At 65.3% G+C, this 19,846-nt stretch carries 20 protein-coding genes; 4 read left to right on the top strand and 16 right to left on the bottom strand.

What is annotated here, in order from left to right; all coding sequences use genetic code 11:
* Nucleotides 1–136: 136 nt before the first annotated feature.
* Nucleotides 137–883, top strand: coding sequence for a WecB/TagA/CpsF family glycosyltransferase (locus V7Q53_RS15935; RefSeq protein ID WP_333829662.1), 747 nt, complete (start codon nucleotides 137–139; stop codon nucleotides 881–883).
* 10 nt (nucleotides 884–893) lie between these two features.
* Here V7Q53_RS15935 and V7Q53_RS15930 read toward each other — a convergent pair whose 3' ends face one another.
* The 5 genes from V7Q53_RS15930 to V7Q53_RS15910 form a co-directional block, all read right to left on the bottom strand.
* Nucleotides 894–1,862 carry a glycosyltransferase family 2 protein gene (locus V7Q53_RS15930; RefSeq protein WP_333829661.1) on the bottom strand — a complete coding sequence of 323 codons (969 nt, stop codon included), beginning with the start codon at nucleotides 1,860–1,862 and terminating at the stop codon, nucleotides 894–896.
* Between the two features lie 147 nt (nucleotides 1,863–2,009).
* Complete coding sequence (gene idi / locus V7Q53_RS15925; protein WP_333829659.1) at nucleotides 2,010–2,537, bottom strand: isopentenyl-diphosphate Delta-isomerase; 528 nt, start codon at nucleotides 2,535–2,537, stop codon at nucleotides 2,010–2,012.
* Nucleotides 2,538–2,591: 54 nt separating this feature from the next.
* The gene (locus V7Q53_RS15920; protein ID WP_333829657.1) at nucleotides 2,592–3,878 is read right to left on the bottom strand and encodes a Wzz/FepE/Etk N-terminal domain-containing protein; all 1,287 of its coding nucleotides are present in this window, start codon (nucleotides 3,876–3,878) and stop codon (nucleotides 2,592–2,594) included.
* 12 nt (nucleotides 3,879–3,890) lie between these two features.
* Complete coding sequence (locus V7Q53_RS15915) at nucleotides 3,891–4,781, bottom strand: exopolysaccharide biosynthesis protein (RefSeq protein ID WP_333829656.1); 891 nt, start codon at nucleotides 4,779–4,781, stop codon at nucleotides 3,891–3,893.
* A 130-nt stretch (nucleotides 4,782–4,911) separates the two neighbouring features.
* Nucleotides 4,912–6,273: an oligosaccharide flippase family protein gene (locus tag V7Q53_RS15910; RefSeq protein ID WP_333829655.1), complete on the bottom strand. Its 1,362-nt coding sequence runs from the start codon at nucleotides 6,271–6,273 to the stop codon at nucleotides 4,912–4,914.
* 151 nt (nucleotides 6,274–6,424) lie between these two features.
* Here V7Q53_RS15910 and V7Q53_RS15905 point away from each other — a divergent pair, with 151 nt between their 5' ends.
* The gene (locus V7Q53_RS15905) at nucleotides 6,425–7,645 is read left to right on the top strand and encodes a glycosyltransferase (RefSeq protein ID WP_333829654.1); all 1,221 of its coding nucleotides are present in this window, start codon (nucleotides 6,425–6,427) and stop codon (nucleotides 7,643–7,645) included.
* On the opposite strand, the gene V7Q53_RS15900 is transcribed toward V7Q53_RS15905, so the two are convergent.
* Genes V7Q53_RS15900 through V7Q53_RS15890 form a run of 3 tightly spaced genes read right to left on the bottom strand, consistent with a single transcriptional unit; the run spans nucleotide 7,618 to nucleotide 11,122 of the window.
* On the bottom strand, nucleotides 7,618–8,463 hold the full coding sequence (locus tag V7Q53_RS15900) for a glycosyltransferase (protein ID WP_333829673.1): 846 nt from the start codon (nucleotides 8,461–8,463) through the stop codon (nucleotides 7,618–7,620). The genes V7Q53_RS15905 and V7Q53_RS15900 overlap by 28 nt on opposite strands.
* Before the next feature lie 8 nt (nucleotides 8,464–8,471).
* A complete protein-coding gene (locus tag V7Q53_RS15895) occupies nucleotides 8,472–10,166 on the bottom strand; it encodes a hypothetical protein (protein ID WP_333829653.1) in 1,695 nt (564 codons plus the stop codon).
* A complete protein-coding gene (locus tag V7Q53_RS15890; protein ID WP_333829652.1) occupies nucleotides 10,163–11,122 on the bottom strand; it encodes a hypothetical protein in 960 nt (319 codons plus the stop codon). Before V7Q53_RS15890 ends, V7Q53_RS15895 begins: the two co-directional genes overlap by 4 nt.
* Nucleotides 11,123–11,239: 117 nt before the next feature.
* On the opposite strand from V7Q53_RS15890, the gene V7Q53_RS15885 reads away from it, so the two are divergent.
* Complete coding sequence (locus V7Q53_RS15885; protein WP_333829651.1) at nucleotides 11,240–12,415, top strand: glycosyltransferase; 1,176 nt, start codon at nucleotides 11,240–11,242, stop codon at nucleotides 12,413–12,415.
* A gap of 6 nt (nucleotides 12,416–12,421) precedes the next feature.
* On the opposite strand, the gene gph is transcribed toward V7Q53_RS15885, so the two are convergent.
* The 6 genes from gph to V7Q53_RS15855 form a co-directional block, all read right to left on the bottom strand.
* Nucleotides 12,422–13,075: a phosphoglycolate phosphatase gene (gph, locus tag V7Q53_RS15880; protein WP_333829650.1), complete on the bottom strand. Its 654-nt coding sequence runs from the start codon at nucleotides 13,073–13,075 to the stop codon at nucleotides 12,422–12,424.
* 52 nt (nucleotides 13,076–13,127) lie between these two features.
* Entirely contained in the window at nucleotides 13,128–14,396 is a 1,269-nt protein-coding gene (locus tag V7Q53_RS15875; RefSeq protein WP_333829649.1) for a glycosyltransferase family 4 protein, read from the bottom strand.
* A 70-nt stretch (nucleotides 14,397–14,466) separates the two neighbouring features.
* Nucleotides 14,467–15,723 (bottom strand): MFS transporter, encoded by a 1,257-nt coding sequence (locus tag V7Q53_RS15870; RefSeq protein ID WP_333829647.1) that lies wholly within the window; start codon nucleotides 15,721–15,723, stop codon nucleotides 14,467–14,469.
* A 127-nt stretch (nucleotides 15,724–15,850) separates the two neighbouring features.
* Entirely contained in the window at nucleotides 15,851–16,426 is a 576-nt protein-coding gene (locus tag V7Q53_RS15865) for a peroxidase-related enzyme (RefSeq protein ID WP_333829646.1), read from the bottom strand.
* Nucleotides 16,423–17,145, bottom strand: coding sequence for a GNAT family N-acetyltransferase (locus V7Q53_RS15860; RefSeq protein WP_333829645.1), 723 nt, complete (start codon nucleotides 17,143–17,145; stop codon nucleotides 16,423–16,425). Before V7Q53_RS15860 ends, V7Q53_RS15865 begins: the two co-directional genes overlap by 4 nt.
* Nucleotides 17,145–17,873 carry a competence/damage-inducible protein A gene (locus tag V7Q53_RS15855; protein WP_333829644.1) on the bottom strand — a complete coding sequence of 243 codons (729 nt, stop codon included), beginning with the start codon at nucleotides 17,871–17,873 and terminating at the stop codon, nucleotides 17,145–17,147. Before V7Q53_RS15855 ends, V7Q53_RS15860 begins: the two co-directional genes overlap by 1 nt.
* 153 nt (nucleotides 17,874–18,026) lie before the next feature.
* On the opposite strand from V7Q53_RS15855, the gene map reads away from it, so the two are divergent.
* Nucleotides 18,027–18,836, top strand: a complete 810-nt coding sequence (gene map / locus V7Q53_RS15850) for a type I methionyl aminopeptidase (protein WP_333829643.1) — start codon at nucleotides 18,027–18,029, stop codon at nucleotides 18,834–18,836.
* Between the two features lie 33 nt (nucleotides 18,837–18,869).
* On the opposite strand, the gene V7Q53_RS15845 is transcribed toward map, so the two are convergent.
* A complete protein-coding gene (locus V7Q53_RS15845; protein ID WP_333829641.1) occupies nucleotides 18,870–19,739 on the bottom strand; it encodes a YihY/virulence factor BrkB family protein in 870 nt (289 codons plus the stop codon).
* A gap of 3 nt (nucleotides 19,740–19,742) precedes the next feature.
* A partial coding sequence (locus V7Q53_RS15840) for an H-NS histone family protein (RefSeq protein WP_333829671.1) occupies nucleotides 19,743–19,846 on the bottom strand: 104 nt, incomplete at its 5' end.

Genomic DNA, 19,846 nt, shown 5'->3' with positions numbered 1-19,846 from the left:
ACGGGGTTCGCTGCCCATCCGATGCCCCATGCCTGCACAAATGCACCTGCCCCTCTGGCGGGGGTTTCGCGGCGCTTCGGGCGCGACTATAACAGGTCTTTGCAGGGCTGTCTTTATTGGCGAAGGGTCCGATTTCGTGGAGTTTTCCTTTCCTCCCCACCGCATTGCGGTGAATGTCCCCGACCACGCCACGCTTCTGGCCGAGGTTGAGGCGCGGATGCGGCGGCGCGAGGGTTTTGCGCTGGCCACGATCAATCTGGATCATCTGGTGAAGCTGCGCCATGATCCCGCCTTCCGCATCATCTATGCCGCGCAGGATCTGGTGGTGGCCGATGGCAACCCCATTGTCTGGCTCTCGCGTCTGGCGCGCCGCCCGGTGGCGCTGGTGCCGGGGTCTGACATGGTGGAGCCGCTGGCGCTGGCCGCGCAGCGCGCGGGTGTGCCGGTGGCGCTGGTGGGCACAACCGGGGCTGCGCTGAGCGCTGCCGCCGGGGTGCTGCGCGCGCGGGTGCCGGGGCTGGCGATTGCCGCGCAGATCGCTCCGCCAATGGGTTTTGACCCGCAGGGCGCGGAGGCGCGGCGCATTCTTGAAACGCTTGCCGCTTCCGGCGCCGGGCTGACGCTGATCGCGCTGGGCGCCCCCAAGCAGGAGGCCTTTGCCGCGCTGGGCCGCGAGGTGGCGCCGCAGATGGGTTTTGCCTCGATCGGCGCGGGGCTGGATTTTCTGGCGGGCACGCAGGCCCGCGCGCCGGGCTGGGTGCGCGCGCTTGCGCTGGAATGGCTGTGGCGCATGCTGTCCAGCCCGCGGCGGTTGTTCATGCGTTATCTGCGCTGCGGACTGATCCTGCCGGGGCAGATGCTTGCGGCATGGCGGCTGCGCTAGGGCGCGGCGGCTATTTGTATTCGATCAGCCGGGGCTCTTTGCCGCGCCAGCGGCGCAGGTGAAAGCGGCAGGCGCCCTGCGCCTCGGGGAACTTGCCCAGCGTGTTGAAAAAGGCGCCGCGAAAGCCCATCTGGGGCGTCAGCCGCGCCACCTGCGCCGGGTAAGCCAGCAGCAGCACCAGCGCCGCCGGATGCAGCGCCAGTGCCAGCACCAGCGTGATCAGCGGCAGCCAGAAACCCCAGGCAAGGATGCGGCGGTATTCGATCACGCGGAAACGCTCACGCCGCGAGTCAAAGCGCGTAACCCCCTCGGCAAAGGCGTAGCCCGCGCGCTCTACCCGGCGCCACCACTGGCTGAAGCGCAGAATGGCGGCGTCATGCCATGTCATTTCGGCATCAATGCGCCAGATCGTCCAGCCCTGCCCGCGCAGGCGCAGGCACAGCTCGGGCTCTTCCCCGGCGATCAGGTCTTCGCGGAAACCGCCGATTGCGGCGACCGGGTTGTAGCGCATCAGCGCATCACCACCGCAGGCCCGGGTCTCGCCGACCGGCGTGTCCCATTCCGCATCGCAAAGCGTGTTATAGACCGAGGCTTCCGGGAAACGCTCACGCCGGCGACCGCAGACCACCGCCGCGCGCAGGTTCTCATCCAGAAAGCCGGTGGCGCGCTCGATCCAGCCGTCGCGCAGCAGACAATCGCCGTCGATGAACTGAATGAAGTCCGGTGGCTGGTTTGCGAGCGCCTTCAGCCCGGCATTGCGCGCCCGGGCGGCTGTAAAGGGAATGGACATATCCAGCGCGATGACCTCAGCGCCCAACGCAGCCGCCGATTCGGCGCTGCCGTCGGTCGAGCCGGAATCGACGTAGACGATCCTGCGCACCTGGCCCTGAAGCGACCGGATGCAGGCAGTCAGCCGCTCACCTTCGTTGCGTCCGATCACCACGGCGTCTACGCGCGTGTTGTTTGCAGCTTTGTGCATTTTCTTGCATCACCCTCGACCATGGCGATATGGCAAGCAGCCGATCACTGGCAAGAGCGATCGGTCGTTCAGGGGGGTGATCGCAAAAAGGAGGGGTGCAAGTGTTGCATTCCTGCCCGCGTGGCCCCCTGTGTACCTGCCGTTCCGCTAGCCCGCGCCACCTGCCAGAATGCGGTTTTCGTGGTGGGTCATGTAGATACGCAGCCAGGGGGTAAAGTGCTGGGGTGCATCGGTTATTTCCGCGCGCAGCGCTTCGGGGGAAAGCCAGCGAGTGGCCATGACCTCGTCCGGGGCCGGGTGAAGGGCGGGGGGCGTACCGACCTCGGCCACGAAAAGTTCAACCAGTTCATGCTCGGTCATGCCGGCACCGACATCGGCGCGATATTCGATCTGGCCGCGATGCTGATAGGTCAGGCCCGTCACCCCCAGCTCTTCGGTCATGCGGCGGGCGGCACAGGCGGCGGGGTCTTCGCCCCAATGCGGGTGGGTGCAGCAGGCATTCGCCCAGAGCCCGCCGGAATGGTATTTGCCCATCGCGCGCTGCTGCAGCAACACCCTGCCGCCGGACAGCACAAAAACCGACACCGCAGGATGCCTGAGCCCGGCGCGGTGCACGGCAATCTTGTCCATCGGGCGCAGGGTTCCGTCAACCCAGCAAGGAATTTCCTGAGACATGAGGGGCCTTCTTTCGCGCGCCTCTATGCCGCAAAACCGCAGGCTGCGAAAGGGTCAGATCAGCGCCATGGCGACCAGTATCGCCGCGAACAGCAACAACCCCGTGCCCATCCCCCAGACCAGCTTCCGGCGCCGGTTTTCAGCGTGGGAGCGCGTGTAGGGAATGGAGATGACGGGCCGCAACTGCAACTCGCGCTCCATCTGGCGGGCGGTGCGCATGGCCGGGTGCATCCATTCCAGCACATAGGCCAGCCCCAGCCCGAGAATGATGCCCGCCATCGCCCCGGCCATGGCAATCTTGCGGCGCCCGGTCGATACCGCATGTTCGGGCACCAGCGCGGCCTCCAGCAGCACAAAACGCACCGATTGCTGATCATCCTCGATCCGGAGGCCCAGCTCTGCCTCGCGCCGACGCTCAGACGCGGATGTGAGCTGTGCCTGAAGCTGCGTCATGTCCCGGTCCATCGCCGTGATCTCGCGCTCGATGTCAGGGGCGCGGACCAGTTCAGCGCGGATGGTGTCAATGCGCGCGGTGATCAGCGCCGCCTCATCGTCACGCCGGGCAATCTCGTCGGTAAGCTGGGCGATGCGGCGCTGGGTCACCGTGCGGCCTGAGGCGGCATCAAGCGTGGAAAGCTCGGAGCGGAGCTGCACGATATCGCGCTCGATCGACAGGCGGCTTTCCTCCAGCCGGCGCAGGTCTTCGCGGCGCAAAATCTGGGCGCCCGGCAACAGCCCCTCATTCTCGGTCTGAAAATCGGCGATCCGGTCATCAAGGGCGGCGATATCGCGCTGCAGGCGGGTCTCTTCCTGCTGGAAGAACCGCAACGCAGCCTCGGCGCTTTCATGCCTGCTGGCCGCGCTTTGTTGCAGCAACAGATCGGCCAGTTCATTGCTGATGGCGGCTGCCAGCTCAGGCTCACCCGCGCGGGTAGAGATGACGAGGCCGGAAAGTGATCCGTCGCCGGAATAGCCAGGATGCGCTGCGGCGATGCTTTGTATGCTGATCGACTGGCGCAACAGTGCAACCTGATCATTCGCGCTGAGGCCCGCCCCCTCGAACATGCCATAGCGGGAGGCCAGTGCGACCAGATTTTCGCGCGACATAAGTTGTTGTTCGATGGTCTGGATGCGCCGCGCCAGCGTGGTCCCTGCGGCCCCACCTTCGCCGGTGATGACCGGGTTGATCACCTGTATGACGGCCGTAGCGGCGTAAATGCGCTCGCTCTTCATGGCGGCGAGAACGCCGCCCGCAATGCCCAGCACCGATATCAGCAGGATCAGAAGCGCCCGGCGCCGCAGCCAGGACAAAATCTCGGGAATGGTTTGAACAGGCCCCATCCTATGCCCCGCTCAGCCGCGTGACACGCGCCGCTGGCGCTTGTCGGTATCTTCAGACTTGTTCAGGATCACCCCCAGAAGCGGCACCTGCCCTTCAAGGATGCGCTCACATTCGACAATGTCGCGCGCCATTGTGCGGGTGCCGTCGGAAACCAGCAGAACCGCATCCAGCTGGGGCAGAAACGCCACGGTGGACAGGTCGGTCAGCAGTGGCGGCAGGTCATGGATGACAAGGTCGGGGGCAAGCGCGTCAATCACGGCGCGCAGGCCAAGGATGAATTCAGGGTTCTGGACAAGCTCGGCGGCGCTGTCGGCGGCGCTGTCGCTCAGCCCCAGCGCCAGATTGTCACCGACGCGCACCAGCCATGATTCAGGCGGCATCGCATCCGCCAGATTGTCAGCGATGGGGCCTTGCGCGGCAACGCCCAGGAGGCGCGCCAGATCCGGCGCGGCAAGGTCCATATCGGTCAGCAGAACGCGGATGTAATCAAGCCGCGCGATGCTGGCCGCCAGCCCCGCCGCGATAAAGCTGCGCCCGCAGCCCCGCGTGGGCGAGGTAATGCCGATCCGCCGCCAGCCGTTGGTTTTGGTCACCCGCAAAAGCTGGGTGCGCAGCTCATCCAGCGCGGCACCGGCAGCGCTGGTGCGGTCAAGCGAGACAAGCCGCTTGCGCGCGCCGGTCATCGTTTCGGTTGATTGTGCCACCACCGGCAGCGCGGCCCATGTCGCATCCACATCGGCGCGGCGCTGGCCCTGACGCGGCGAGGTTCCGGGCGCAGGCCGGATGCGGCCCTGAAGCACGGTTTCATGGCGGATCGGCCGGTTCTCCGGCGTGTCGGTGCCATCGGGCTGCGCGGCGGTGCGCCAGCCCAGCCGTTGTTCCAGAATGCGTGTGTTGATCATGCTGTCACATCCGAATCAGGCGGCATCGCTGCCAGTGTTCGCACCTGCCTTAGCCGTTTTTCACGTTCAAGGCTGTCACAAATGGGGCGATGCGGTGTCAATTGTCCGCTATTGCGCCCGTATAGCACGTTCAGCCGGTCAGTAGCGCGGCAATCACCGGCCCGTGCAGCAGTGCCGCACCCAGCACCAGAATCGCCGCCAATGCGCCCATAACCGCGTCATGCGCCGGATCCCATGCGCCGTGGCGCCGGGCAAGGCGCGCCACAAGCGGCCAGCACAACAGATGCGTCAGCCCGATCGCCACCGCCGCCCCGGCGACACCGGCGCGTGGCACGCTCACCAGCATCAGCACCACCAGCAGGAAGGCGCGGGTTGCATTGAGCGTGAAATACCCCCGCGAATCGCCCGAGGCCAGCGCCGCCTGATCATAGCTCAGCGTCAGGATCTGCGGCAGAAGGGCGATGGCCATGATCACCACCACCGGGCCGGAGCTGGTGTAGCGGGCATCATACAGCAGATCGACCAGCCAGATGCCGCCCAGTGCCAGCGGCACCATCAGCGCCATCAGCAGCCCGCTCAGCGCCAGCCGCACCCGCCGTAGCCGCGCGAAGTTTTCAGGCGAACGGTCAGGCGGGTTTTCGCGGTAAATGGGGATCATCAGCCGCCCGGTCAGGGATTGGCCCAGCAGCAGCGGGAATCCGGCCAGAAAATAGCCGATGTTGTAAAGACCCAGCCCCTCCATGCTCAGGTAGCGGCCAAGGATAAGCTTGTCGCTTTGCATGACGAGAAAGCTTGCCACGGTGCTGAAGAAAATCCACTTGCCGTAATGCACCAGCTCGGTAACTGCCGTGCTTTCCCAGCGGGGGCGGTTGGTGATGCCGGGCAGCATGGTCCATGCCAGCGCCACCTTGATCGCCGCCGCCGCCAGATTGCCCGCCACCAGCGCCCAGACCGAGGCCGTGGCCCAGGCAACCGCCAGCATGACGATCACGCTCAGAAACTGGCTGGCCAGCTCGATCGCCGTCAGCCTGCCCAGAATCATATGCCTTGAGGCGGTATCAATCCGTGTGGGCTGCACCGCCAGTATCAGCAGGCTGATCGCGGTGACGGGGATCAGGTGCAGCAGGTCAGGTTGATCATAGAACCACGCCATCGGCCAGGCCAGCGCGCAGGCCACCGCGAACAGAAGCACCGAGCGGATGATCTGGATGGTCCATGCGGTGTTCAGGAAATCAGGCTCGTCGCCGCGCTTGCTGCTTTGAATCGACGGGGTGATGCCGATGTCTGAAAACATCGTCAGCCCCACCAGCAGCACAATCACCAGCGCCATGATGCCAAAGGCATCCGGGAACAAGAGCCGCGCCAGCAGCAGGTTTGAGCCCAGCCTGATCACATTGGACAGGCCGAACCCGGCCAGCGTGAAGGCTGACCCGCGCATCACGCGCGCGCTGAAGCCGGCTTTGCCGGGGGTGGGTGCGCTGTCAACGCTCAAGGGTCTGCTCCTGCCTTTTGGCATCCGGCGATGGGGTGCGAATGGGGCTTCACTGTGGCTGAGGCGCGGCGCCCGGGCAAGACCGCGCGAATTTCTTGAATTCGCCCCAATCCATGGCTAGCCCTATGGTATTGCTCCGGAAGGTGACTGTGTGAAGATCGGCTATATCCTCAATACCTATCCCTCGCCCTCGCACAGCTTCATCCGCCGCGAAATCCGCGCGCTTGAACGGCGCGGGCTGACCATTCATCGCTTTGCGATGCGCCCCTTTCCGGGTGATCTGCCAGACCCCACTGACCGTGAGGAGGCGGCGGTGACCGAATATGTGCTGGCGCAGGGCGTGCTGGCGTTGATCTGGGCGGTGTTCATTGTGGGGCTGGCGCATCCGGTGCGGATTTATGCGGCGCTGGTGCTGGCTATCCGGACCGGGCGGCGCTCAGACGTCGGTGTGCTGCGCCATCTGGTCTATTTCCTTGAGGCCGCTTTTATCGCCCGCCGCGCGATTGAGTTGCGGCTGGACCGGCTGCATGCACATTTCGGCACGAACGCCACCACCGTGGCGATGCTGGCGCAGGCGATGGGGGCGCCGCCCTACAGTTTCACCGTTCACGGCCCTGAGGAGTTTGACAAACCCGCCGCTATCGCGCTGGGCCTCAAGGTTGAACGGGCTGATTTCGTGGTGGCGATCAGCGCCTTCGGGCGCAGCCAGATCAGCCGCTGGGTGCCGCATCGCCTGTGGCCCGCGCTGCATGTGGTGCATTGCGGGATTGAGCCGCATACCTTTGCCGCCCCCCCGCCCCTGCCCGCCGAGCGCCCGCTGGTTCTGGTCAATATCGGCCGCTTTTCCGAGCAGAAGGGCCAGCTTTTGCTGCTTGACGCCATGGCCGAGGTGGTGCGGCGCGGCGTCGATGTGCGGCTGGTGATGATCGGCGATGGCGAGATGCGCCCGCTTATTGAGCGCGCGATCAGCCATCACGGGCTGGGCAGGCATGTCACCCTGACCGGCTGGCTGGATGAAGCCGGGGTGCTGGGTGAACTGGCCAAGGCGCATGGGATGGTGCTGCCCTCCTTCGCCGAGGGTCTGCCGATGGTGGTGATGGAGGCCATGGCCTCAGCCCGGCCGGTGATTGCGACATGGGTGGCGGGCATTCCTGAACTGATGCAGCACGGGCAGACCGGCTGGCTGGTGCCTGCGGGCGATACCGGCGCGCTGGTTGAGGCGATCACCGATATGTCGATGACCCCGGATGCGAAACTGGGCAAGATGGCCAAGACCGCCCGCGCCCGCGCCCTGACCCGCCATGACATTGATCAGGAGGCCGGGAAGCTGGCCGCGCTGTTCGCTCAGCGCCCGCGCACCCAGCCGGACTGACCGCGCCAGCCCGCCCGCACCGCCAGACTGACCGCCGCATAGGTGGCAAAGGCCAGCGGGTCGCGCATGGCAAGCGCAAGAAGCCGGCGCTTGGGTGGTTTCGTGTCTTCGGCGTTGATCAGCAGATGCGGGAACGCCTGCGCAATCTCGCGCACCCCCTGATCCTGCCGCCGCCGCACCCGCACCAGCGGCGCAAACCCCTCGACCATGGGCCATTCGTAGCGCGCCGAGACAAGCAGCCGCTCAGCCGGGCTGAAGCTGAGCCGGACAAAGGTATCGTCCGAGATGATCTTTGGAAATGTCCCCCAGCGCGCGCGCCCCGCCGCATTGACGGCATAAAGCCCGAAGCCCGGCACACCCTGCGCAACAAACGGCAGTTGCACCCAGAAACGGGCATAGGCGCGGGTGACGGCGCTGCGGGCGGGCGCGACAACCGGGTGGCCTGAGGCATAGCGCGGTTCCGGCGATTCCAGCACCTGCGCGATCTGGCTCAGCAGCGGGGCCGAGACGGTGACATCGGCATCCAGATAGGCGCGGTTGGGGTGGCGGGCGGCGGCATCCCCGGCATCCAGCGCGCCGGGTTTGCCCAGCCCGGGCAGTTCCAGCACCTCCAGCGCCCAGCCCCTTGCCGCAAAGCCGGGCGCATGGGCGCGGGCGCGGGTGGCGGTGTCGTCGGTGCAGCCATTGGCCGAGACGATCACCTGAAGCGCCAGCCCGTTGTCAGACGCCATCTCAGACGCCAGCACGGCGCGCAGGCAGGCATCGATATAGAGTGCCTCATTGCAGGCGGGGATGATCACGCTGAGGGCCGGGGTCATACCAGAGGTCATGGCGCGGTGACCTCCATCAGCGCATCCCAGCGCGGGTTGTCGTCATCCAGATGGCGCAGGGCACCCCAGCTTCCCCAGATGGCGGGCAGGCCGATATCGACAAAGGCGTTGAACGGCGCAGGCGTCAGCGCGCCCCAACCCTCGATCAATACGCGGTAAAGGGCGGCCATCTGCGGGCTGTGGTTGAGCATGACGATAAATGCCCCCAGTTCGCGGTTCTCATGGCGCGCCGGCGGCACCACCACATGCGTGCCGCCCTCATACATCACCATCGTCAGGCCATGCTCAGTGGCAACGCGCGCGTGATAGCTCAGTGTCTCATCCAGCAGGTGGCGCACCGAATTGACGGGGTTACCGGAGACAGAGCCATCCAGCAACTCCTGCCCGGCCAGATCCAGCGCTAGATCGAAGCGATGCGCGGCGATATGGGCCTCGCGCTGGTCAGCGGGCAGCGCCTGCGCTTCGGCTTCCGCTTGCGCAAGGCTTTGGGCCAGCCAGCCGTCCAGCAGGGGCTGGCGTTCATCGACATGCAGATCGGCGCTGAAATAGCCGGTCACGGCATAGGCCTCAAAATGCTCATACGGCGCGGGGTTGGTGGGGTCTTCCGCCTGCCAGAGGGGGGCGTTCAGAATGTCCTGCTCCAGCCCGATCCAGCCGGTCTGCACCGACAGAACGCGCACCAGCCGCTCAGGCTGACCGGCAAAGACATCGGCCCAGATACGCGCCATTTCCGTCGCGCGCATCGCGTAGAACTGCACCCATGCCCATTCCCGCCCGTTCCAGCGGGCGCGGGCGTTCTGCTCGGCCCAGTCTGCCTGCGTGAACGACCAGTTCCAGACCTCGTTGGAGTATTCGACCCATGCGCGCAGATCCGGGCGCAACCCGTCGCGCACCATTTCGGCGAAGCGGCGCATGTAATCATCGTCGGCGCGGTGCGGCAGGGAGAACCACGGCTCGGCCCCGGTGAGGTTGGACAGCTCCAGCATCACCTCAAGCGGAGCGCCGCGCGGGGTCCAGGTGTAGTCACCCATGCGCGGGCGGTCAGACCATGCCACCTGATCGGAATTGTTGGTGACCATCCAGTCCATGAAGCGCAGGGTTTCGGCATCACTGATCCGCGCCAGCCAGTCCGGGTTGAAAATCTCGCCCGCCGCATGCCGCTCAAGGTGGCGTTCATGCACCACGCTGAGGTTGCGCAGATCGCCGCGGTTCACCTCAATCAGCACCGCGCCCTGCCCCGGCTCAAACTCGAATGTGGCGCTGTTGCGCTGATAGCGCACAACCCGCGCCGCCCCGCGGAAGGCCGGATAGGCCGTGCCCTCCCATTGCGCATGATAGCGCCCGGCGACCGAGGTCATCTCAGCGGGCAGATCGGTCAGGATCAGCGTGCCGATCCGCGCCAGATTGTTGGGCACGCGGATGATCCAGCCATCATCATCCAGATATCCGCCGTCGCGCAGCCATTCGGCATCGCGCCCGCCCCACTGGCCGGGCACATGGCCGATCCATTCGCGCGCGGTGCGCATCTGGTCGATGAAGGGTATCTGGGTGCTGTAATCGCTCAGTCCTGACAGGCCGAAAGCCAGATTGCGCCGCCCCTCGCGCGCGTCGAACCCGGTATGCACCTGCGGCTGCGCGGCGCTGGCAAGGGTCAGGGTCAGGGTCAGGAACAGCGCGAGAAGAACCCTCATGCGCCCGGCCCGCTGGCAAGGCCGGTGAAGGGGGTTTCGCGCACCACATCCCACACAACCTGCTGCATCAGCAGCGCGGCCTCAGCCGAGGGGGCATCGGCCGGGGTGCCATCGGCGCGCAAAAGCGCATGCGGCAGCCCCTCAACCGGACGGTGATAGAGAACGGCGAAATGGGTGAGGGCGACCAGATAGTTGCCCAGATCGTTCAGATGGATCGTATCGAGCGCGCCATCCTCAAGGCGGGCGAAAAGCCCGGTTTCATCGGCCAGCCCTTCCACCCCGCCCCGCGCCTCAAGCGCGCGCGAAAAGGCCGCCAGCACCCGGCCAGCCGGGATCAGATGCACCGGCCCCAGCCCCTCATCCGCCCAGGAGGGGGCCAGCACATGCCCTTTCCACAGCTCAGCCGGGTCGGTTTCCAGCCGGTTCAGCCATGTTTCGCGGTTTTCGCGCGGGTGCCAGGTTTCATACAGGTAGAGGCGTACATCAGGCCGGGCGCGGCGCGCGGCGCTGGCCCATTGGTGGAAATATTCGCCGCTGTCGTGGTAGCGGATGGCGTCGCGCAGCTCCACCATCTCGGTCAGGATCACCGCGTCATAGGCGCCGCTGGCGATGGCCTCATGCGCGGGGCGAAAGCGTGGGTGGTCATTCTCAGCCTCAAAGCCGCCGATTTCGACATCCGGATACCAATGCGCCCGCAATGACGTGCCCCAGCCAAGCTGGCTGTCATAGGCGTGGCCGCTCTCGCCCCCGGCCTGCGCAAGCTGCGCCAGCATCGCGGGCATGTCGCGCCCCACAAGGCTGTGGCCCAGATGATAGACCTGCAGTGCAGTGGCGGGCGGCGGCATGTCAGGCGCGTTCGGGGTCACCGTGGCGGGGCGGGTGAACCAGTGCACACCCCCCACAATCCCGGCCAGAACCAGCAGCCCCGCCAATGCCAAAGCGGCTATGTTTTTCATTGCAACCCTAATCAATTTGGAGACATTTCCACTATAATGCAAGTTTTGGATGGACTTTCGGAGACATTCCACCCCTTTGTCGGGTCGTCTTGTGACTTTTGAGTGATTCGCGTCCATATGCCTGCGCTTCTTATACTCTCCCCCGCGCCGGTGATCGAAATACCGGGGCGTGAGGTGGTCCTTGACGTTAAATTCGTTGAGGGGATGAAGCTGCATAGCCAGTTCTGGCCCGGTCGCATCCGCTGTGTGCTGCGCCGGGGCGCCGTCGCGATTCCCGGAGGAATGCGCTTCAGTCCGCGCCGCCTGGGCTTTGAAATTGTGCTGCTTGACCCGGATGAGCCAATTCCTGATGTGCTGATGGACGAGGCAGCGCTGGTCTTTTGCGCCGCCGATGACGCGCGGTATCTGCATCTGCCTGACCGGCTGCGCGGGCGCCTGACCAGGCTGGTCTATACGCTGGAAAGCACCCCGGCGGCGCGGATGAGGGGGGCGCTGTTCGAACGGCAGCGCAGCATCTGGCACAGGCTGGAATCGGTGGCCGGCGCACTGCGCAATGAGGCGTCATTGCGGGCGGCGCTGCGCGCGGCTGACGGCCTTCAGTTCAAGGGTTATGCGGTGCAGCAGGCCTATCGGTGGCTGCGCCGTGATGGCCTGATCTATCTGGACAACCGCCTGCGCACACCGATGCTGGCGCGCGCCGCCGATCAGCAGGCCCGGGGCGCGCGGCTTCTGAAGGGTGCGCCGCTGTCGCTGGTGCATATCGGCCCGCTGGAGGATTTAACCGGCGTGATGGACCTGTTGCAGGCGGCGTTCCTTCTCAAGCAGCGCGGTGTCAACTTCAGGCTGGAGCTGTTCGGCGAAGGCGCGCTTGCCGGGCGGCTGCGCAGCGGGATTGCCGCGATGGGGCTGGGCGAGCAGGTCACGCTGGCGGGCAACCCCGGGTTCGAGGCAGAGCTGGTGCCGCACCTTCGGGGCAAGGCCGACCTGTTGCTTGCCGCCGGTCGCCAGCCTGATCCGGCTTCGCTCTATACCGAGGCGATGGGCTGCGGCGTGCCGGTGCTTGGCTATGCCAATGCGATGTGGCGCAAGCTTCAGGCGGAATCGGGCGGGGGCTGGCTCAGCCGTGCTGGCAGCGTTTCGGCCCTGACCGCCGCGCTGGCCCGGCTGGACGGAGACCGCCAGGCCATCATCCGCGCCTCAGCCAGCGCGCTGGACTATGCGCGTGGCCAGACGTTCGAGCATGTTTTTGCCCGCCGCATGACACATCTGCGCAGCATTGCGGGGCTGGAATAGCCGGGTTCAGCCGGGCAGCAGCGCGCGGGCAATCGCGGGCAGGTCGCTGAAATCATCAAAGGCGCGCTGGTGCACGATCTCAGCCACCGGGGTTTTGCGGTAGCCTTGGGTGTAAAGCGCGAAGGGCACGCGCGCGGCCACGGCGGTTGCCGCATCCACCTCACTGTCGCCGACATAGACCACCGCGCCGCCGCCCAGCCCGTCAATGGCGGCATGCAGCGGTGCCGGGTCCGGCTTGATCACGGCCAGAGTGTCGCCGCCGATCACAGCCTCAAAGAACCCGGCCAGCCCGAAATGTTCCAGCACCGTACGCGTCGGGGCCAGCGGTTTGTTGGTGCAGATCGCCATCCGCCATTCCGCACTGCGCAGGTTTTCCAGCGTTTCAATGACACCGGGATAGAGGCGGGTAAGCCCATGTTCGGTCTCATATCTTTCCATGAAATGCTGGTGCATCCGCGCCGTGCGGGCCGGGTCATTGGTGCCCGAACCGGCGCGCTCCAGCCGCTCGATGAACACCCGCGCGCCATTGCCGATGAAGCTGCGCGATTGTTCCTCGGAAACCGGGGTCAGCCCTTCGGCTGTCAGCACCGCATTCCCGGCGGCGTGGATATCCGGTGCGCTGTCGATCAGCGTGCCGTCCAGATCGAAGATGATGCGCATGGTGCCCTCTTGCCCTTTATCTGCGCGCAGTTGGCCGGGCCGGGCGGCGGTGTCAAGATGCGGGCGTCCGCGACACCTGCGCATAGATCGCCGCGATCTGCTGCGCCTTGGCGGGCCAGGTGAAATGTTCCAGCACATGCGCCCGCGCCCGCTGCCCGGTGGCGGCCAGTCCTTCGCGGTCCTGCTCAAGCTGTTCCAGCATCTCGGTAAAGCGCGCGATGATGGCGGCACGGTCGCCCAGCGGCAGCTTGTAGCCCAGCCCCTCGCCCACCAGCTCCCCCGGCCCGGCATAATCGACGATCAGCGGCGCAAGGCCCAGCGCCATGGCTTCCAGCACCGCGCCGCCGCCGAATTCACGGATCGACGGGAAGGCAAAGAGCGCTGAGCGCGCGGCGACATTCTGCACCTCTGAATGCGCAAGCCAGCCGTGGAAATGCACGGCCCCTTCCACCCCCAGCGCCTGCGCCTGTTCGCGCAGGCCGGGCAGAAGCGGGCCATCGCCGATCATGTCCAGCACCATGCGGCCATCGCGCAGCAGGGGCGCGGCGGCCTCGATCAACATGTCGGGGCCCTTGTAGGGCACCATCCGGCCGATGAAACAGGCACGCAACGGTCCCTCACCCGGGCTGGACTGAAGCGAAAAGCGTGCCGGGTCGATGGCGTTTTCGGGGATGTAGTGACATTTCGCGGCGAAACGCGCCGGTATCTCGCTTTCGGTATGGCGTGAGGCGACGATGATCGCGCTGGCATCGCGCAGGGTCCGGTTACGGCCCGGCAGCGCCTTGTAAAGGCCGCGCACATATGAGAGCCATTCCCGCTCCTGCCTGCGCGCCCCGTCAAAGCCGGGCGGCCAGGGCACCCCGCCATTGAGCGGACCCAGCACGAAGGGAACGCCCGCGCGCCTGCACCATGTTGCCAGACGGCTGGGCGTGGTGGGGCTGAGCGGCGTGATGCGGTGCACCAGATCATACTCACCCGCGCGGATGGCCGGGCCGAAAACGCGCCAGACCAGCCGCTCAAAATGCGGATAGATCAGGGTTGAGATGGCGGAAATCATCGTCCAGCCGCGCCCCTCGCCCATGCGCAACGCCTCGGCCAGTTTCCACATGGGGCGGGCGACGGCCTCGCTGTCGATGGCGGTGAAATCCACCCCCTCGCGCAGCCCGGCGCGCAGAATGGCCTCGCGGTTGCGGATCTGGGTGACCAGATGCACATCGGCCACCCCGCCCAGCGCCTGTGACAGCGACCAGCCGATCAGCGGCACGCTGACCCATTCAGGGTTGGCGGCCTCGGCGATCACCAGAACCTTGGGTTTTCTCATCTCTGCCCTTTGCCTTTGTCGCATGGTTCCGCATTCAGGGCGGCGATTTCAAGGCAATGATGGGGAAAGATCAGGTTGGCAGGGCGTTCATCGCCCGTTCGCGCACCGGCAGATGCACGATCGCCGAAAACGCGCCCACACCGACGCCCACCCACCAGACCAGCGTATAATCGCCATACAGATCATACAGCCGCCCGCCCAGCCAGACACCCAGAAAGCTGCCCAGCTGGTGGCTGAAGAATACGATGCCGTAAAGCGTGCCCATATAGCGCAGCCCGTAGATATGCGCGATCAGGCCCGAGGTGAGCGGCACGGTCGCCAGCCACAGCGACCCCATCAGAAGCGAAAAGATCAGCACCGAGGCCGGGGTGATCGGCAGCATGATAAAGGCCCCGGCCACGATTGTGCGCGCGGTATAGATGCCAGCAAGCAGGTATTTCTTTGACCACCTTTTGCCTGCCCATGCGGCGGTCAGCGTGCCCGCGATATTGGCCAGCCCGATGACCGAGATCGCCACCGCCCCCAGCGCCGAGGTGGTTGAAATGCCAATCCCGGCCAGAAAGCCCGTCTGGTCGATGGGGCCGCACATTTCGGTCACCATGGCCGGGAAATGCGCGGTGACAAAGGCAAGCTGATAGCCGCAGGAGAAAAAGCCCAGGAAGATCAGCGTGAAAGACGGGTCTCGAAAGGCCTGCCGCAGCGCCTGACCCATCGACTGCTCAAGCTCGGCGCGGCTGGCCATCGCCGGGCTGCGCATCATCGGCAGGGCGAAAAGCGCCAGCAGAATGGCGGCGGCGAACATAAGGAACACCATCTGCCAGTCGTAGTAGCTGAGCAGGATCTCGGCCACCGGGGCGCCGATCACCTGCCCGGCTGAGCCGGCGGCGGTCGCAATGCCCAGCGCAAGGCTGCGGTTCTCATCCGAGGCGGCGCGGCCCACAACGGCGAGAATGACGCCAAAGCCGGTGCCCGCGACGCCGAAACCCACGAGGATTTCAAGCAATTGATGCGCGCCGGGCGTGACGGCAAACGACGACAGCACCAGCCCGCTCGAATACAGCAGCGCCCCCGCCACAATGGCGCGGCGGTCGCCGAACTTTTCGGCGATGGCGCCGAAAATTGGCTGGCCGATGCCCCAGGCAAGGTTCTGAATGGCGATGGCCAGCGAAAACTCGGCGCGCAGCCAGCCGAACTCTTCGGCGATGGGGATCTGGAACACCCCGAACGACGCGCGGATGGCAAAGCTGATCAGGATGATGATGCAGCCGCCGATCAGAACCGGCGTGAAAAGCGACGCTTTGGGCGCGACGAGGGGGGATGCGTGCATGGGGCGACCAAGAAAAGGGGGGCTTTCTGCCCCCCTCGCCCTGCGGGCTCACCCCCCGAGGATATTTGAGGACAGAAAATGACGTGCGATTAACTTGTGCAATTCTGGCGCGGCGTCAAGGCTGTCCTCAGCGTGCCTGCGCGTGGTATTCTGCGTTCGGCTCCATCCCCGTGGCGGAGGCGACGCGGTTGGACATGTTGAAGAACCCCACGACCGAGGCGATGTCCCAGATATCGCGGTCGGTGAAGCCCTCGGTGCGCAGGGCGTCGCGGTCGGCTTCGGTGATTTCCGCGCTGGCTTTGGTGGCCTTCTCGGCAAAGGTCAGCATCGCGGTCAGGCGGCTGTCGAGCCCGGCGGCGCGCCAGTTCATCACCATTGCCTCACCCAGCGCGGGGTTGCCGGACAGGGCACGCACCGCCGCGCCATGCGCGACCTGACAATACCAGCAGCGGTTGATGGACGAGACCACCACCGCAATCATCTCGCGCTCAAGCTTGCTCAGCGCGCTGTCACCCAGCATGAGGTCGTTATACATGGCGGTGAAGGCGTTGAGCTTGGCCGGATCAAACGCATAGGCGCGCAGCACATTCGGCACCATGCCCAGCTTTTCCTGGCAGATGTCGAAATACCGCGCGGTGGCTTCGGGCAGCGGGTCTGCCTGGGGCAGGTTCAGGGCGGTGGGCAGGGCAGAGGGTGGATTCATGGCCGGTCCTCGGGCTTCTGGCGATAGTGGTATCTGCCAGCCTCGGTCATGTTCAGGGCGCTGTAAAGGGCGCGCGCGGCCATGTTGCGCTCAGTCACGGCCAGTGCGAACCATTCGGCCCCCTGCCCCCGTGCCCAGTCAGCGATGCCGCGCACCATGTAGCGCGCAACCCCTTGCCGGCGAAAGCCCGGGTCCACCTCAAGCGCGTGCAGCATGGCGATACCGTTGTGGAGCGCGGCAAAGCCGACACCGGCGGCGCGGTTCTGGAAGCGGGCGATAAAGGCGTTGCGGGGCGCGCTGGCCCGGGCCATGACCGCCAGCCGCGCGGGGCCGACCCCGGCATCGGCCCAGAGCTGGCGCTGGATCGCCAGCGGCGGCCAGCAGGAAAGAAGCGAAACCGGGCGCGGCACCTCGGCCGCATCATGGATGGGCGCGGCATAGAAAAGCGTGGGATCGACCAGCGCATAGCCGCGCGCTTCCAGCGCCTGATCCAGTTCAGGCTGGGCGCGGATCATGAAAAGCGGGGTCTGACCCAGCGTCTGCATCGCCTGTTCGGCGGCGTCAATCTGCGCCTGCGTGGCGCTGCCCTCCAGCGTGGCCGCGCTGACGCGCTTGCCGCCGCCCTGCCCTTCACGCAGCGTGAAGGGGCCGCAGGTGTGGCGGGCGGCGGGCGGCCATGTGGCCTCAAGCGCGGTCTGGAGCGCGGCGAGGGATAGCATTAGCCCTGCCCGCCGACAAGCTTTGACAGCGATACCATCGCCTCGTCCAGTTGTGCCGCATCGGTGCCGCGCACCACAAGCTGGGTGCCATGCGCGCCGTTGCGCAAATAGGGGTACGAGCCGAACGACAGGTCAGGAAAGCGCGCGGCCAGTTCGCCCAGCGGCCCGGCAATCTCCCCCTCGCCACGGACGACATCAAGCATCTGGCTGAGAAGCGGCGCGCCGCCGGTAAGTCTGGGCAGCACCCCGGCAACCATCGCCTGAAAGATCGCGGGCACCCCGGCCATGACATGGACATTGCCCAAAGTGAAGCCGGGCGCGGAGGAGACCGGGTTGTCGATCAGCGTGGCGCCATCGGGGATGCGCGCCATGCGCAGGCGCGCCTCGTTCAGCGCCAGCCCGGTGCGCTGGTAATGCGCCTCCAGAATGGCGCGGGCATCGTCGCGCACGCTGATCCGCACGCCAAAGGCGGCGGCAACGGCATCGGCGGTAATGTCATCATGCGTGGGGCCGATCCCGCCGGAGGTGAAGACATGGTCATAGGCACCGCGAAGCGCATTCACCGCCTCGACGATGCGTGCATGCACATCTGGCACCATCCGGGCCTCGGACAGCCGGATGCCACGCCCTGTCAGCTCACCCGCAAGATGGTGCATGTTCGAATCGCGCGTGCGCCCGGAGAGGATTTCATCACCGATCACCAGCATGGCCGCAGTTGGGTTGGTCATTGTCTGATTCCGTTCAGGATTTCGTTTCAATACCTAGCAGCAGGCCGCCGACATTCCAATTACCCGCGCGCCCTCTGGCAGATGACTGCCTGACGCTCTGGCATTTTCGGCGCTCAGGCACTATCTAGTCACCAAAACAAGAGGCTTTCCACAGTGTACGACAATAGCGGGCGCGTCACGCGCGATGGCATTCGCATTCACGAGCCGGGCGATTTCGCCGGGATGCACAAGGCCGGGCGCGTTGCGGCGCAGATCCTTGATGATATCGCGCCGCATGTTTTTCCGGGGCAGACCACCGGCGAGATTGACCGGCTGATCACCGAAATGGTGGCCGCGCATGGCGTGGTCTCGGCCACGATCGGGTATCGGGGTTATCAGCATGCAAGCTGCATCAGCGTCAATCATGTGGTCTGCCATGGCATTCCCGGCCCCAAGGCACTGAAGGATGGCGACATTCTCAATATCGACGTGACGGTGATCGTGGATGGCTGGTTTGGCGATACCTCGCGCATGTTTGTCGCCGGAAATCTGAGCCGGAAATACGAGCGGCTGATCAGAGTCACGCATGATGCGCTGATGAAGGGCATCGAGGCGGTGAAGCCCGGCAATACCTTTGGCGATATCGGCCATGCGATTCAGACCTATGTTGAGGGCAACCGCATGTCGGTGGTGCGCGATTTTTGCGGCCACGGGCTGGGCCGGGTGTTTCATGCCCCGCCCAATGTGCTGCATTACGGCCGCCCCGGGCGCGAGGCGGTGCTGGAAGAGGGGATGTTCTTCACCATTGAGCCGATGGTCAATCTGGGCAGGCCAGAGACCAAGGTTCTGGCCGATGACTGGACAGCGGTAACCCGCGATAAATCTGCCTCGGCGCAGTTTGAGCATTCGGTAGGTGTGACAGCAGACGGGTTGGATATTTTTACCCTGTCGCCCGCTGGTAAGTTCTTTGAGACCTGGAGCTGAGTGGGAGAGCTGAGCAGGCGTTTTAGGCCGGGGCTAGGTGGTCTGGCCTGCTTCAGCTGTGGCCCGGGCTTTGCGCCCGTTCTTTTCAACCACATGATTAAGCGCGGCACCAATCAGGACTGCATAGGCTGAAATATAAAGCCACATCAGCAGCGCGATCACCGCACCGATAGAGCCATAAATCTCGTTGTAATTTCCAAAATTGGTCAGGAAAATTGAAAAGCCCAGCGAGGCAGCGCTCCACAGAAACAGCGCCAGAAAAAGCCCGTGTGACAGAAAGGGGCTGCGCTGGTTCTTGGGGCGGTTGGGCCCGTAGCGATAAAACAACCCCAGCCCTATAATCAGCGCCCCAAGCGCAACGGCCCAGCGAAGAACCTCGGCGATAAACGGAAGGGTGCTGTCACCAGGCAAAAACCTGCCGACCAGCGCCAGAGCGATCGGCATGAACAGCATGGCGGTTACTGCCACCACTCCGACGCCAATCAGCAGCACGGTCAGGAACAGCGCAAGGATAATACCGCGCGGTCCGCTGCGCGGTGCGCCGCCATAGATTGCCGTCATGCCCTGAATCAGCGCGGCAACCCCCAGCCGCGCCGACCATGTGGCAGCGCCAAGCGAAAGCGCGGATGCAAAACCCAGCGTCTGGCTTGGCGCGCCTGTCAGCCTGTCGATCTGGTCTGAAAGGATTGAAAACGCCTCTTGCGGCAGAAAATCTGCCATGACCGCCAGCGCGTCATCCACGGCAGCAGGATCGGCCAGAAAGCCGACCAGCGCGATCAGGGCGGCAACAGCCGGAAAGATCGCCAGCATTGCGAAAAACGCAACGCCAGCGGCGATCAGACCAAGGTTGCGCTCGCCCAGCAGACGCCAGACTGCGCCAGCATTGGTGAGAGCGGCCAACATGGATTATATGGCGAGATCGTCCAGAGTTTTGCCATCGGCCAGCGCCGCGACAACCCAACGCGGCTGGCGTCCGCGACCCGTCCAGGTTTGCGATGTGTCGGCGGGGT

It is taken from the genome of Pararhodobacter sp. (assembly GCF_036802785.1).
Lineage (GTDB): Bacteria > Pseudomonadota > Alphaproteobacteria > Rhodobacterales > Rhodobacteraceae > Pararhodobacter.
This window is presented reverse-complemented; position numbering and strand designations above follow the sequence as displayed.

Excerpts from the sequence above, each read along its gene's own strand:
- V7Q53_RS15915 (WP_333829656.1), bottom strand. The coding sequence starts at position 4,781 with ATGATCAACACACGCATTCTGGAACAACGGCTGGGCTGGCGCACCGCC.
- V7Q53_RS15900 (WP_333829673.1), bottom strand. The coding sequence starts at position 8,463 with ATGACCCCGGCCCTCAGCGTGATCATCCCCGCCTGCAATGAGGCACTC.
- V7Q53_RS15930 (WP_333829661.1), bottom strand. The coding sequence starts at position 1,862 with ATGCACAAAGCTGCAAACAACACGCGCGTAGACGCCGTGGTGATCGGA.
- idi (WP_333829659.1), bottom strand. The coding sequence starts at position 2,537 with ATGTCTCAGGAAATTCCTTGCTGGGTTGACGGAACCCTGCGCCCGATG.
- V7Q53_RS15920 (WP_333829657.1), bottom strand. The coding sequence starts at position 3,878 with ATGGGGCCTGTTCAAACCATTCCCGAGATTTTGTCCTGGCTGCGGCGC.
- V7Q53_RS15855 (WP_333829644.1), bottom strand. The coding sequence starts at position 17,873 with ATGACCAACCCAACTGCGGCCATGCTGGTGATCGGTGATGAAATCCTC.
- V7Q53_RS15890 (WP_333829652.1), bottom strand. The coding sequence starts at position 11,122 with ATGAAAAACATAGCCGCTTTGGCATTGGCGGGGCTGCTGGTTCTGGCC.
- V7Q53_RS15885 (WP_333829651.1), top strand. The coding sequence starts at position 11,240 with ATGCCTGCGCTTCTTATACTCTCCCCCGCGCCGGTGATCGAAATACCG.
- V7Q53_RS15845 (WP_333829641.1), bottom strand. The coding sequence starts at position 19,739 with ATGTTGGCCGCTCTCACCAATGCTGGCGCAGTCTGGCGTCTGCTGGGC.
- V7Q53_RS15865 (WP_333829646.1), bottom strand. The coding sequence starts at position 16,426 with ATGAATCCACCCTCTGCCCTGCCCACCGCCCTGAACCTGCCCCAGGCA.
- gph (WP_333829650.1), bottom strand. The coding sequence starts at position 13,075 with ATGCGCATCATCTTCGATCTGGACGGCACGCTGATCGACAGCGCACCG.
- V7Q53_RS15875 (WP_333829649.1), bottom strand. The coding sequence starts at position 14,396 with ATGAGAAAACCCAAGGTTCTGGTGATCGCCGAGGCCGCCAACCCTGAA.
- V7Q53_RS15860 (WP_333829645.1), bottom strand. The coding sequence starts at position 17,145 with ATGCTATCCCTCGCCGCGCTCCAGACCGCGCTTGAGGCCACATGGCCG.
- V7Q53_RS15870 (WP_333829647.1), bottom strand. The coding sequence starts at position 15,723 with ATGCACGCATCCCCCCTCGTCGCGCCCAAAGCGTCGCTTTTCACGCCG.
- V7Q53_RS15895 (WP_333829653.1), bottom strand. The coding sequence starts at position 10,166 with ATGAGGGTTCTTCTCGCGCTGTTCCTGACCCTGACCCTGACCCTTGCC.